The sequence below is a fragment of the Paenibacillus sp. BR1-192 genome, from assembly GCF_029542445.1.
GTDB classification, from domain to species: domain Bacteria; phylum Bacillota; class Bacilli; order Paenibacillales; family Paenibacillaceae; genus Paenibacillus_AQ; species Paenibacillus_AQ lautus_A.
Map to the genome: position 1 here is coordinate 1,875,104 of NZ_CP120718.1, position 13,387 is coordinate 1,888,490.

Here is a 13,387-nt window from a genome sequence, read left to right on the forward strand (position 1 = left end):
CTCTCAAGACTCTAAAAACGACTTACAGGATGGATAATGGAGCGTACGCAGCTAGCTCAAGAGAACCTAGATTTCCTTAAATGGAGAAGGCATCCCCAAGGTTGTATGACTTTAGGGGATGCTTTTTCGTTTATGAAGATGGTTCATTTGATGAACAAGCACGAAGCAGCGGAGCGGGCGAATCGATTCCGAAAAAGCGGCAGCGGTCGCCTTTGCCATCGGATTTTTATAGCCATTAAATACAATGAAAAAAATCCGGAGGCAACAGCGATTGGAGGAAAGATCGTACGTGAAGCATCCTTTAATGGAACATAGTAACCCGCTCACATCAATCTTTGAATCCTTGTACTAACATTGCTGCTACCCTGACACCTTATCTTTCCGTGAAACCGACACTTCGGCAATGCGAGCAAACAAACCACCGCAGCCTTCTATACATATCCCGATTACAAGCTTATGATGAAGGAGTCGGATAATAAGTCATACTGCGGACGGAGGTTACATCTACGATGAATCAGGAAGAGAAGGGCTCCAGCCCGGATATTCATTATATAGAAGAGCATCAGCTCAGTCAGGTGAAAATTGCACTGTCCAACCCGTTACGATGGGTGAACAGCTATGTGATGCGGGGAGATGACGGGGTGACCGTCATCGATCCGGGGCCGCGCACGGCTTCCTCTGAGCGGGAATGGCTGGCGGCGATGGAGCAGTTGGAGATGGAGTTCAGCGACATCGTCTCCATCGTGCTGACCCATCATCACCCGGACCACTACGGGCTTGCCGGGTGGTTTCAGGAACGCTCGGGCGCGAAGGTGTGGATGTCAGAGCGGGCGCATCGGGAAGCGATGCTGATGTGGGGAGCGGATTCCTCGATGGATCGTGCGCTCCCCGCGTTCTTTCGGCAGCATGGCATGCCGGAAACCAAGCTTGCCCTGCTGCCGGAGCATCTGAACAGCTTCTTTCCCCAAGTCGCGCCGCAGCCGGAGATCTCGTTCATCGGGGAGGACCTGCCGTTCCGGATGGGGAACCGGATCTGGATGCCGGTGCAAACGGCCGGCCATGCGCCGGGGCATCTGTCATTCTTCCATGCGGACAGCGGCGTCCTGTTATGCGGCGATGCCGTGCTGCCGCAAATCTCGCCTAACGTGAGCCTGGTGCCCGGCAGCGACGCCGAGCCGCTGGCACTCTTCCTTGCAGGGCTGCGCCGCCTGCGGGAACTGCATGTCCGGACGGCGTATCCCGGACACCGCCACCCGTTCACGCATTTCCGTGAACGGATCGACGCGCTCCTCCTCCATCACGAGGAGCGCCTGGCCACCATCGCCGGCATGCTGAGCGCTGCCGGACGGCTCACCGCCTACGAGGTCTGCACCGCCCTCTTCGGCGATAAGCTCGGCATCCACCAGCTGCGCTTCGCCATGTGCGAAGCGCTGGCCCATCTCGCCGAGCTGGCCCGGCGCGGAGACGCCGCGATGATCGAAACCGGGGACGGAATGTGCTATTTTTCTGTACGGAAACCGCCGCATTCCTGATATAATCAAGACATGAATAAAACCGTCTGCTTGTACGTTGGCTTCCATCATGCGTAGAAAGGGCGGTTTTTTGTTTAATAGATTCAGAAGGCTACATAATGGAGCATCCGATATTTTGAAGTGGCCCTTAGGCTGCTGGCGTAACGGCCGCGATCAGGATGCTTGGCAAGTGTCTCCACGGCCTTTTTTTAGAGAAGAGAAGGCAGGAATACCTAAAATAATGGGGGCGGCCTTTCCTCATTCGAGTCAGAGTTTCTCTCTACCCCGCATATAGTTGATGTACCTTTGCTGTTTGGCAAGGCATTCCCTCAAGCGCTTTTTTCTTTAACACTGATCACCATGATCCACCCGCCATTTTTCGTATCGAAGCGTTCCCTTGGTTCACTCTGCAATTTTCATGTTATAGGATTCGTATCTCATTAAGCCCCTCAAAGGAGAATCTGTCATGAAGAAAAAGGAAGTAGTCGCGATGCTGCTCGCAGGAGGTCAAGGCAAACGGCTGAAGGGCCTGACCAAGACGCTGGCCAAACCGGCCGTTTATTTTGGGGGTACATACCGGATCATTGATTTTCCGCTGAGTAACTGCTCCCATTCGGGAATCGACACGGTCGGGGTACTCACCCAGTATGAGCCTCTGGTTCTGCATTCCTACATTGGCGTAGGAAGCGATTGGGATATGGATCGGCTGAATGGGGGCGTTTTCGTGCTCCCGCCACATGAACGCGAGGACGGGACGACCTGGTACCGCGGGACGGCGGATGCGATCTTCCGGAATCTCAAGTTTATCGACCAGTACGATCCCGAGCACGTTTTGATTTTGTCGGGTGATCACATCTATAAGATGGATTACGACCGCATGCTGGCTTACCACAAGGAGAAAGATGCCGATTGCACCATCTCCGTCATCGAAGTAAGCCTGGACGAAGCGAAACGGTTCGGCATGGTGAACACGGATGAGGACTACCGGATTTTCGAGTTCGAGGAGAAGCCGGCGCATCCGAAGAGCACAACGGCTTCCATGGGCGTTTATCTGTTTCGCTGGAAGCTGTTGCGTTCTTATTTACTGCAGAATGCGGACCTTCCGGATACGAGCCATGATTTCGGCAACGACATTCTGCCGAGGATGCTCGCGGACGGCAAAACGCTGTATGCTTATCCGTTCGAAGGGTACTGGAAGGACGTCGGCACCATCGAGAGCTTGTGGGAAGCCAATATGGATCTGCTGAGCGAGCAGCCCAAGCTGGATCTGAACGATCCGCTGTGGCGCATTTACACCCGGAATCCGAATCAGCCGGCAGAGTATATTTCTCCGAACGGCGTCGTCCGGAACAGCATGATCAACGAAGGCTGCACCGTTTGCGGCGAGGTCGAGCATTCGGTCCTCTTTTATGGCGTGGAGGTGGGGGAAGGCAGCGTCATTACCGATTCCGTCATCATGCCCAAGGTACGCATCGGCAGCCATGTTCGCATTCACCGGGCGATCGTGACCGAGGACATGGTCATTCAAGATCATGCCCGGATCGGTCCGCCGCCGGAAGATCCATCCCAGATTGTGCTTGTAAGCGGTCATGATGAAGACGTCCTGAAGCTGCTTCAATCGTCTTCGTCCCACAATAATCAAGGTTAGGACGGGTGCGCAGATGAGAGAACTCATGGGTATTATAAATTTGGAGCATGAACGGGATGTGCTGAGTGAATTGACGTATTACCGGTGCGGGGCCGCCGTCCCTTTCGCGGGAAGGTACCGTCTGATCGACTTTGTGATGTCCAATATGATGCACGCGGGCATTGAGGATATCGCCCTGTTCGTTCGCAGGAAATACCGCTCCTTGATGGACCATCTGGGCGAAGGCCGGCCGTGGGATATGCATCGCAAACGGGGCGGCCTGTTCATTCTTCCGCCGGATTGGAACGATGAAACGGATGTGTCCGCCGGCGAGCTGCGGCATATTTATAACAATCTCGATTTTTTTGAGCGGGGGGCGGCGAAGTTTATCGTGCATTCCGGCAGCCAGCATATCAGCACGGTGGATTTGAACGAGGTGTACGAGTACCATCTGGAGCAAGGCGCCGACGTAACGCTCGTGTATACCAGGGTGAATGCACCGAGGGAGGAGCATCGTTCCTGCGTCCGCCTGGAAGTTGACGAGGACGGCATGGTCACGGACATTCATTATGAACACAAGCATGATGCGGTATATATGGAAATGTTCGTGATGGAGAAATCGCGCTTTCTCGAGATGGCCGATCATTGCATCGCCCATGGCGGCAACAACTTTTTTCGGGACGCGATCATGCAAAACCGGCACAAGCTGAACATTGCGGGATATGAATACCTCGGATATCACGCGGTGATCAACTCCCTGGAAAGCTATTACCGCACGAGCATGAACCTCCTGAATCCGAAGGCGTATAACAGCTTGTTCCGCAAGCAGGCGGTACACACCAAGATCAAGTACGAGGTTCCCGCCAAATACCTGAATTCGGCCGATGTAAGCAATGCGCTGGTTGCCAACGGATGCCAGATCGACGGGGAAGTGAAGAACAGCATTCTGTTCCGCGGGGTCCAGGTGAAGCGGGGCGCAAGCATCCATAACTCCATCATTATGCAAAAATGCGTCATCGGCGAAAACGTAAGGCTCGAGAACGTCATACTCGATAAAGATGTGATCATCTCTCGCGATCATAAGCTCCAAGGCGATTTTCGCAAACCTTTTGTCATTGCCAAGGACATTTCGATCTGATCCTAAAATAAAACGATCCGTCAGGAGGAACTTTCTTTTGTTTAACAACAAGGAAACATTCAAGCAGGTCTTTACGGAGCAATTGGTGAGTCGGTTGGGGAAGGGACTTGAGGAAGCAACGGCTGAGGATGTTTACAAAATCATCGGCGGCATGATCCGGGAATATGTCGGACGGGAATGGGCCGATGCCAACAGGATATACCGGGATACCGGGCAGAAGCAGGTGTATTATTTCTCGCTTGAATTTTTGATCGGCCGGCTGATGGGCAACAATCTGCTGAACCTGGGCGTGCTGGATATGGTCCGCAGCGGCCTTATGGAACTGGGATGGAATTTGAATGAGATCGAGGAGCAGGAGCCGGACGCGGGCCTAGGCAACGGGGGGCTCGGACGCCTTGCAGCGTGTTTTCTCGATTCGTTGGCATCGCTTAGCTATGCAGGCCATGGCTGCGGCATCCGGTATAAGTACGGCCTGTTCGAACAGAAGATCATCGACGGCCATCAAGTGGAGCTGCCGGACAACTGGCTCCAGCGGGGGAACGTCTGGGAAGAACGTCGGGCAGACAAGGCGGTGGAAGTTCGCTTCTGGGGCCGCGTGGAGGTGGACGTGCAGGAGGGGCGGACCGTGTTTCACACGGCGGACTACGAACGTGTCCTGGCCGTGCCTTATGACGTGCCGGTCATCGGTTACGGCGAGGGGCAGGTGAACACGCTGCGGCTGTGGAGCGCCGAGTCCGCCTCGGATATATCCAGAATCCGTTCGGCCCATCATCATAACAGCTATTATAAATTTTTGGAATACAACCGTTCGGTCGAATCGATATCGGAGTTTTTGTACCCGGATGATTCGGCATACGAAGGCAAGCTCCTTCGCCTCAAGCAGCAGTACTTCCTCTGTTCGGCCGGCGTCCAGAGCATTCTTAGAACGTTCGACAAGCTGGGCAAAACCTATCATGAGCTTCCCGAACATGTTGCCATTCATATCAATGATACCCATCCGACCTTGGTGATTCCGGAGCTGATGCGAATTCTGATCGACGACAAGGGCTTCGGCTGGGATGAGGCGTGGGACATTACGAGCCGGACCGTATCGTATACGAACCATACGCTGCTTAGCGAAGCGTTGGAGAAATGGCCTGCCGGCATGGTCCGTGAGCTGCTGCCGCGCATTTACATGATCATCGAAGAGATCAACAAGCGCTTCTGCGGCATGCTGCTGGACCGTTATCCTGGCGATCATGAGCGCATCTCCCAGCTCGCCATCTTGGAAAGCGACCAGATCCGCATGGCCAATTTGGCGATCGTGGGCAGCTATCATGTGAACGGCGTGGCCGCGCTGCACACGGAGCTGCTGAAGACGCAGGTCATGAAACCATTCTATGAGCTGTATCCGGAGCGTTTCAGCAACAAAACGAACGGGATTACCCACCGGCGCTGGCTGATGCACAGCAACCCCGGCCTGAGTCAATGGATCTGCGATGGTATCGGCGATTCATGGATTACGGATCCGCGTCGGTTAATTCAGCTCAAGGGACTGAAGAACGACTCCGCCTTCCAGCAGGGCATTCAGCGGATCAAACGGAGCAATAAAGAGCGGCTTGCCGATTATATCGCGAATAAACAAGGGATCGCGGTCAATCCCGATTCCATATTCGATGTGCACGTGAAGCGGCTGCACGGCTATAAGCGGCAATTGCTGAATATTTTACGCGTCATGCATGTGTATAACGAGATTAAGGATCAGCCGGGCATGGATGGCGTTCCCCGTACCGTCATTTTTGGCGCGAAGGCAGCGCCGGGTTACTATCTGGCCAAAAGCATCATCAAACTCATTAACGTCGTTGCGGATGTCGTGAATAAGGATCCGCAGGTCAATGACAAACTGCAGGTGCTGTTTCTTGAAAATTATTCGGTCTCACTCGCGGAGAAGATTATTCCGGCAGCCGATGTAAGCGAGCAGATTTCCACGGCCGGCAAGGAAGCCTCCGGCACGGGAAACATGAAGTTCATGATGAACGGCGCGTTGACCATCGGAACGCTGGATGGGGCTAACGTGGAAATGTTCGAGCTGCTCGGCAGAGAGAATATGTTCCTCTTCGGATTGGAGCTGGAGGACGTGTTAGCGTATTACAGGACGGGGGCTTATGTATCCAAGGAGCGGTATGAGCAGGACCCGAGAATCGCCCGCGTGCTGAATCAGTTGATTTCCTCGGGCCCGTTCTGCTGCCACGAGCTGGAGTTCGGGCAGATCCTGCAGTCCCTGCTGGACCATAATGACGAGTTTTTTGTGTTAGAGGACTTTGCCAGTTATGTCGCAACCCAGTCGGCCATTGATGATGCTTATTTGAATGCCCGGTCCTGGACCGAGAAGTCGATCGTCAATATCGCGCACTCGGGACATTTCTCGAGCGATAATACGATTCACCGCTATGCCTCCGACATCTGGAATGTTTCGCCTGTGAAGGTTGGCCTGAAGGGATAGTCAACGATATCGATGCTCAAAAAAGAACCCCGCCATAGAAATGGCGGGGCTTTCCATAGGTCCTCTATTGGATTGTGCTTCAACATAACATATGATCGAGACTCGTAAAAATGAATAGATGGATTTACCGATTGATGTGAAGGGGCCGCCCGATTTTTCATGCGGTGACCAGCCTTCTTATAAAGGAAGAAACTCAGCACTCGGGTCCGAATCCCGGCTGCGTTTCTACCAGCTATCGTCTATGATTCTTTGAAATCAGCCCGGCGGTATGAAAATGGTAGGTCGCGGTTGCGGATAAGCCGCAATCTTCCGGCAGGCTGGAAAAGGGAGATTCGCACGCTGAGCGAATCTCCCTTTTTGAAGTGGTTTATTCTTTTGGAAGCTCTTCGGTCGTACCGTACAGCTCGATCTCCCGGTCGGCTTGCTTGCGATGGGCGATCCGGCTGCTGGCGGCTGCGGCAACCGCGCCGACGATGTCGTCGAGAAAGGTATGTACGCGGCCGCTTGATTTATCATTCAATTGCTCAAGAATGCCGGGTTTGAGTTTGTCGATATACCCGTAATTGGTGAAGCCGATGCTTCCGTACACGTTAACGATGGAAAATGCCAGGACTTCATCCACGCCGTATAACCCTTCGTCATTGGCGAGCATTTCTTGAAGCGGGGATATAAGGTTGCCTTCCTCGGCCAAAATGTCCAATTGAATGCCGGTTAACACCGCGTTTTGCACTTCACGTTTGCTGAGTACGGCATCCACGTTCTCGATGCACTCTTCCATCGTCAAATTCGGGTAGTATTTTTTCTGAAGGATCATCACCAGCTCCGCGATTTCCTCCAACTTGATTCCACGCTTATGCAGCAGGCTCCGTGTCGCTTCCGCTACCTTCTTGCTGTTCAGGCTGTATGGAATGTTTGAATCGTTTTCTGCCATGATGGAACTCACCTCATTTTCGTGGTTGATGAAGATGCTTACGACGATTGTACTTTTTCCGCACCCCTTTGTCCAGAAAGGGCAAAACTGAGAGTTATTTTTTTGGAAAGGGCTCGTATACATAGGAGTACAACCTGTACAAAAAAAATGTTAGGGAGGAACAATACATGAAACGTAATCCACGTACTCTTCGCAGGCTTTCCGCCGCCGGGCTGCTTGCTGTTCCGATCGTGATGTCCGGCTGCGGCATGTTATCCGGGAAGCAATCGGAAGCGATTGACCCGCCGCCTGCGCAAGTGGAGAAGCAGATGCTGAACACGGCCGGATCCACGGCGGCTCAAGGAGACATCGGCATGCAGACAACGGTATATCTTGCGGATGCACGGGGGATGCTGGCACCTGTAACCTTGGGCATTCCGAAGGTGGAGGGCGCCAGCGTGGTGAAGGAATCCCTTGAAGTGCTGGTGAACGGAGGCCGTTACGCGGGCTATGTTCCACAGGGCTTCCAGGCGGTATTGCCTGCCGGTACGCAGGTCCATAACGTGACAGTCGATCCGGAGAGCAAATTGGCGGTCGTCGAATTCAATAAATCATTTGCGGAATATAAAGCGGCAGATGAACGGAGAATCCTGGAGGCGTTGACGTGGACACTGACGGGACATGAAGGCATCGAGCAGATGCAGGTATGGGTGGACGGCGTCAAGCTGACGGAAATGCCGGTCAATCACACGCCGCTGGACCGTCCGCTTTCACGTTCGATGGGAATCAATCTTCAAAAAGCGGATGATGCCTTGTACACGAACTCTTCACCGGTCACGGTCTATTTCTCGTCGGTGACGCCGGAAGGCATTCAGTACTACGTGCCGGTCACAAGACTTGTTCCAACCGGACAAGACGCGGTGAAGGCGGCCTTAAACGAGCTGATTCGCGGACCGCAGTATGGCGACGGACTGGTTGAGGTCATCCCGGATGACACCACCGTTGCGGCGGTTGAAAAAGGGGAGGACGGAGCCGTAACCGTATCGCTTCAGGACAGCATGTTTGAACAGGGAGAGCAGGTTCCGACCGAGCTGCTGCAGGCCGTCGTGCTTACCGTAGCCGAGAATGCGGATGATGCCAAAGTGAAAATCCGGATGAACGATCTCACGGAGGTGGTTGGAACGGATAGCCGAAATTATAGCGAGCCCGTCAGCCGTCCGGAGTTCATCAACGAAATCTCGATCTGACCGATTCTCCGCCAGCTTTGGGAAATTTCCCCCGCAAAAGGTGCTTTTGTGCCTGCACTTTGGTAGAATAGGGAATGCTAATCAGGATTGCGATAAGAAGTAGGAGGCAGAAAACATGAGATCTAACGGACGTAAGAGCGATGAGCTCCGACCGATGAATTTATCGACCCATGTGAATAAATATGCGGAAGGCTCCGTGTACATCGAGATGGGAGACACCAAGGTGCTGATTACGGCAACCGTGGACGAGAAAGTTCCCCCGTTTCTGAAAGGACAAGGAAAGGGCTGGGTGACGGCTGAATATTCAATGCTGCCGCGCGCAACACAATCCCGCAACCAACGGGAAGCCAATCGCGGTAAACTCAGTGGCCGGACGATGGAAATTCAGCGGCTGATCGGCAGAGCGCTCAGGTCTGTTGTGAATCTGCATGCTCTTGGCGAGCGGACGATTACGCTGGACTGCGATGTAATCCAGGCGGATGGCGGAACGCGGACCACCTCCATTACAGGAGCATTTGTAGCTTTAGCCATAGCTGTAAATAAAATTGCAGAACAACATAAATTAGCGGTATTCCCGATCACGGACTACCTGGCATCCATTAGCGTGGGCATTGCCGGCGGACAGGCGCTGCTGGATCTGAACTATGAAGAGGATTCCAAGGCGAAGGTGGACATGAACCTGGTCATGACCGGAAGCGGCAAATTCGTTGAGGTTCAGGGAACCGGCGAAGAGAGCCCGTTTTCCCGCGAGGAGCTGGATCAGATCCTGGAGCTGGGAGAACAGGGAATCCGCGAGCTTATCGAGCGTCAGCAGGAGGCGCTTGGCCCGATTGCGGCCAAGATCGGTTCCGTGAATGCGAGCACCGGAGTCTGATTCCATGAAACTGACACTTGGAGATACACTCATTGTAGCTACACGCAATCAGGGGAAAGTCAAGGAATTCGCGCATGCTTTTGCTGCTTTCGGCACGGATGTAAAGAGCATGTACGATTACCCTGATCTGCCTGACGTCGTTGAGGATGGAGCAACCTTCGCAGCCAATGCATTCAAAAAAGCCAAGGAAGTCGGTGACGCACTGGGATTGCCTGTGCTGGCCGATGATTCCGGATTGTGTGTGGATGCGCTGAACGGCGCGCCCGGCGTTTATTCCGCCAGGTATGCGGGTGAGCATGGCGCGGACGAGGACAATAACGAGAAGCTGCTCGGCGAGCTCGAACGGTTAAGGCTCGGCGAGGACACTGAGCAGCCCCTGCTAAGTCCGGCCCGGTTCGTCTGCGTTCTGGTGCTGTATGATCCGGTCTCGGGAGAAAAGCTCGAGGCGGAGGGGAACGTTGAAGGCTGGATCACTTCGGATCCTGCCGGAGCGGGTGGTTTTGGGTATGACCCGCTCTTCTATTTGCCAAGCCATGAGAAGACGATGGCCGAGCTTTCCCTGGAGGAGAAGCAGGAGATCAGCCACAGGGGAAAAGCGCTGCGAAAGCTTGTAGCGGACCTGCAGGCGCTTAATTGATATACCATTCGCGAAAAAACCATACCGGCATATGCCGGTATGGTTTTTTTGATTTGTCGCAGTCCATAGGACTTAACGGATGGATACGTTATATTCTTTGAGCCAGAAATGAACCTGGGCCAGGTAGGCAAACAGCTGCGGACCTGACATCAATTGGCCGAACCAAGGCAGATTGGAGGAAGCATCCGGCGAAGATGCCAGCTCCCGGATCCGGGCGGTATCGATGAGCGGCAGGAGCGGCGAAGAAGAGTCATCCAGAATGGACAGCACCTGCGCTTTGACGGCCGCCAGATAGTTCGGATTATGGGTTTTCGGATACGGGCTTTTTTTGCGGTACAGGACGTCATCCGGCAGCACGCCTTCAAGGGCCTTGCGCAGAATGCCCTTCTCCCGGTCACCTGTCGTTTTGATGCTCCAAGGGATGTTCCACACGTAATCGATTAGGCGGTGATCGGTATAGGGTACCCGGACTTCCAGTCCAACGCCCATGCTCATCCGGTCCTTGCGGTCAAGCAGGGTTGGCATGAAGCGGGTGATATTGAGGTAAGACATGATCCGCATTTTGGCCTGCTGCCCGGTCTCCCCGTCCAGCTTAGGCACTTCGGCTACCGCATCGGAGTAGCGGTCCCCGAGGTATTCCAGCGGCTTGATCCAGTCTCGGATTTCGGCAGACAGCAGCCCGGCTCTCATATCCGGCGCGACGGACCACGGAAAGGTACCGGAATTGAGCATTTCTTCCCGGTGGAACCAAGGGTAACCGCCGAATATTTCATCAGCGGCTTCACCGGATATGGCGACGGTTGCGCCTTTTTTAATCTCGCGGCAGAAGAGAAGCAAGGAAGCATCCACGTCGGCCATGCCCGGAAGATCCCGTTTTTGCGTGGAGACATCCAGTGCTTCTACCAGTTCGGGCGTGTCGAATTCGATCCAATGGTGGTTCGTGCCCAGTTCCTCGTTCATCCGTTTAATCCATGGCGCATCCGCTCCCGGCTGGAAGGAATGGGACTTAAAGTGTTTGTTGTTGTCCACATAATCCACGGAGTAGGTGTGCACTTGTCCTTGGCCCGTCCGCTTGTAGTAATCGACGGCCAGCGAGGAAAGCGCGCTGGAATCGAGCCCGCCGGATAACAGGGAGCAGACCGGTACGTCGGAGACCAGCTGACGCTCCACGGTGTCGCGGAGAAGATCGCGAAGGAAGCTTGCCGTTTGGTCGGCATCATCCTCGTGGGGTTTGCTTTCCAGCTTCCAATAAGTATACTTGCGCAAGCCTTCCCGGTTAAAGATCATGGCCATGCCGGGCCGGAGCTCCGATATGTCCTTGTAGACGCCATGTCCAGGGGTACGCGCCGGGCCGATAATAAATACTTCCGCAAGCCCTTCGGCCCCTACGACGGGCTCCACCTTCGGATGCTGCAGCAACGCTTTCGGTTCCGAGCCGAATACAAGCGTTCCGTCAATATAGCTGTAGAATAGGGGTTTCACTCCCACCCGGTCCCGAGCCAAAAATACCTGTTCCCGGACGCTGTCCCAAATAGCGAAAGCAAATATTCCATTGAGGCGCTCCAAACACTCGGGGCCCCATTCGATATAGGAGACTAACAAAACTTCCGTGTCACATTTGGTATTGAAACGATGACCGCGTCGTACCAATTCGTCTTTAAGCTCCGCAGCATTATATAATTCCCCGTTATATACAATGGCATAGACTTCCTCTTCCTGATGAATGATCATCGGCTGAGCGCCATTTTCGGGGTCGATCACGCTGAGTCTTCGGTGACCGAATGCGCACGGGTTGGAAATCCAGGTGCCGGATCCGTCAGGTCCGCGGTGAGCCAAACTTTCTGTCATTTTTACCAGCAGCTGCGAGTCCTGCGTCAAATCGCCGCTCCATTGTATAAAACCGGTTATTCCGCACATGACGGTTCATCCTCTCTTTGTCTTTGTCATACGCTGTCCACTCTTTTTCATCCTACGTCGCCAAAGTGATACAGATATATGCCGAAGGAAGGCATAAAATGTCTGTCCTTTTACGAAAACTAAGAAAGAGGACGAATATCAAAGAGAAGGAGAGATGCGTCCATGGAGAAGTCAACCTATTATGTTTCCGTGCAGAGCCGGTCCGTGCTGACCGAGCAGGGAGCGAGCGCTTATGAATGGGAGATCGAAGCAACGCCTGAAGAGGCCGATCAAGTTCGGATTGAACTGGATATGATGCAGGAGAAGGACGAAGAAGCGACAGGCTACATGTTTCCTTGGCCGGATACGCCGCAACAAAGCGCCAACGCCCTGTTTCAATCTTCCTTGGACAAGGTGTATCGAACCATTTATCAATTGGGTACGCCGGCTACGCGCCAGCAAATGGAAGAGCTGCGGCTGCTCTCCGATTTGACATGAAAATATGAAGGATCGTGCTGTCCCAGTACATCTTGATGAAGGAGAATGTATGATGTATGCAATCAGAGATGCAAAAATCCGCCGGATTACGGAAGTAAACGGCGCCCCGTGCGCAGAGGTAGAAGTCTATCCTGCCGCGGAAGGAGAAAGCGCATTGCTGGCTTATCTGACGCCATCTTCCCCATTGGGAGGCTACGAGCTGGTGAAAATTGTCCGCAGCAACGCCAGCATGGAGGTGGACTGGTTCGACAACAGCATGCATGATGCTTTTGTGGATGCCACGGACGAAGCATTCGAGAACAACGTTCAGTCCACGGCAGAGGAAGACCGCGATGCATTCAAGCAGCAGCTGCTTTCGACAGGCCAGCTATATGAGCAGCTGAACCAGCGGCTCAGCGAAGGCCCTCAATATTTCTAGAGCTTTGACGAACGAAGAGATCTGACCGGATACCATCGGCAGATCTCTTTTTGCATGTGCAGGTTCATCTATGAAAGATTGCATGGGGTTTTTACGCAGTTCTGCAAAAAAGGTCGAACAAAGATAGGTTTCTTGTCGATTTCGATTTC

The 13,387-nt window shown here is 53.6% G+C and carries 12 protein-coding genes; 10 read left to right on the forward strand and 2 right to left on the reverse strand.

Annotated features, from left to right (window positions below):
• The first annotated feature begins 36 nt into the window (after positions 1–36).
• From P0X86_RS07970 to P0X86_RS07990, 5 genes are all read left to right on the forward strand, one after another.
• Entirely contained in the window at positions 37–315 is a 279-nt protein-coding gene (locus P0X86_RS07970) for a hypothetical protein (protein WP_277748284.1), read from the forward strand.
• Positions 316–509: 194 nt separating this feature from the next.
• Positions 510–1,532, forward strand: a complete 1,023-nt coding sequence (locus tag P0X86_RS07975) for an MBL fold metallo-hydrolase (RefSeq protein WP_277748285.1) — start codon at positions 510–512, stop codon at positions 1,530–1,532.
• A gap of 445 nt (positions 1,533–1,977) precedes the next feature.
• Positions 1,978–3,159, forward strand: a complete 1,182-nt coding sequence (locus P0X86_RS07980; protein WP_277748286.1) for a glucose-1-phosphate adenylyltransferase — start codon at positions 1,978–1,980, stop codon at positions 3,157–3,159.
• 13 nt (positions 3,160–3,172) lie between these two features.
• On the forward strand, positions 3,173–4,276 hold the full coding sequence (glgD, locus tag P0X86_RS07985) for a glucose-1-phosphate adenylyltransferase subunit GlgD (RefSeq protein ID WP_277748287.1): 1,104 nt from the start codon (positions 3,173–3,175) through the stop codon (positions 4,274–4,276).
• 37 nt (positions 4,277–4,313) lie between these two features.
• Complete coding sequence (locus tag P0X86_RS07990) at positions 4,314–6,758, forward strand: glycogen/starch/alpha-glucan phosphorylase (protein WP_277748288.1); 2,445 nt, start codon at positions 4,314–4,316, stop codon at positions 6,756–6,758.
• Between the two features lie 367 nt (positions 6,759–7,125).
• Here the strand turns inward: P0X86_RS07990 and P0X86_RS07995 are convergent, their stop codons facing one another.
• Positions 7,126–7,689, reverse strand: a complete 564-nt coding sequence (locus tag P0X86_RS07995) for a phosphatidylglycerophosphatase A family protein (protein ID WP_015733980.1) — start codon at positions 7,687–7,689, stop codon at positions 7,126–7,128.
• Positions 7,690–7,856: 167 nt separating this feature from the next.
• Here P0X86_RS07995 and P0X86_RS08000 point away from each other — a divergent pair, with 167 nt between their 5' ends.
• The 3 genes from P0X86_RS08000 (at position 7,857) to P0X86_RS08010 (ending at position 10,426) form a co-directional block, all read left to right on the forward strand.
• Positions 7,857–8,915, forward strand: a complete 1,059-nt coding sequence (locus tag P0X86_RS08000; protein ID WP_096775379.1) for a GerMN domain-containing protein — start codon at positions 7,857–7,859, stop codon at positions 8,913–8,915.
• Positions 8,916–9,030: 115 nt separating this feature from the next.
• Positions 9,031–9,789 carry a ribonuclease PH gene (gene rph, locus P0X86_RS08005; protein WP_015733982.1) on the forward strand — a complete coding sequence of 253 codons (759 nt, stop codon included), beginning with the start codon at positions 9,031–9,033 and terminating at the stop codon, positions 9,787–9,789.
• Between the two features lie 4 nt (positions 9,790–9,793).
• Positions 9,794–10,426: an XTP/dITP diphosphatase gene (locus tag P0X86_RS08010; RefSeq protein WP_015733983.1), complete on the forward strand. Its 633-nt coding sequence runs from the start codon at positions 9,794–9,796 to the stop codon at positions 10,424–10,426.
• 72 nt (positions 10,427–10,498) lie between these two features.
• Here the strand turns inward: P0X86_RS08010 and asnB are convergent, their stop codons facing one another.
• Complete coding sequence (asnB, locus tag P0X86_RS08015; protein ID WP_277748289.1) at positions 10,499–12,343, reverse strand: asparagine synthase (glutamine-hydrolyzing); 1,845 nt, start codon at positions 12,341–12,343, stop codon at positions 10,499–10,501.
• Positions 12,344–12,505: 162 nt separating this feature from the next.
• On the opposite strand from asnB, the gene P0X86_RS08020 reads away from it, so the two are divergent.
• Positions 12,506–12,820 carry a hypothetical protein gene (locus P0X86_RS08020; protein WP_096775382.1) on the forward strand — a complete coding sequence of 105 codons (315 nt, stop codon included), beginning with the start codon at positions 12,506–12,508 and terminating at the stop codon, positions 12,818–12,820.
• 52 nt (positions 12,821–12,872) lie between these two features.
• On the forward strand, positions 12,873–13,238 hold the full coding sequence (locus tag P0X86_RS08025; RefSeq protein WP_036662602.1) for a hypothetical protein: 366 nt from the start codon (positions 12,873–12,875) through the stop codon (positions 13,236–13,238).
• Positions 13,239–13,387: the final 149 nt, after the last annotated feature.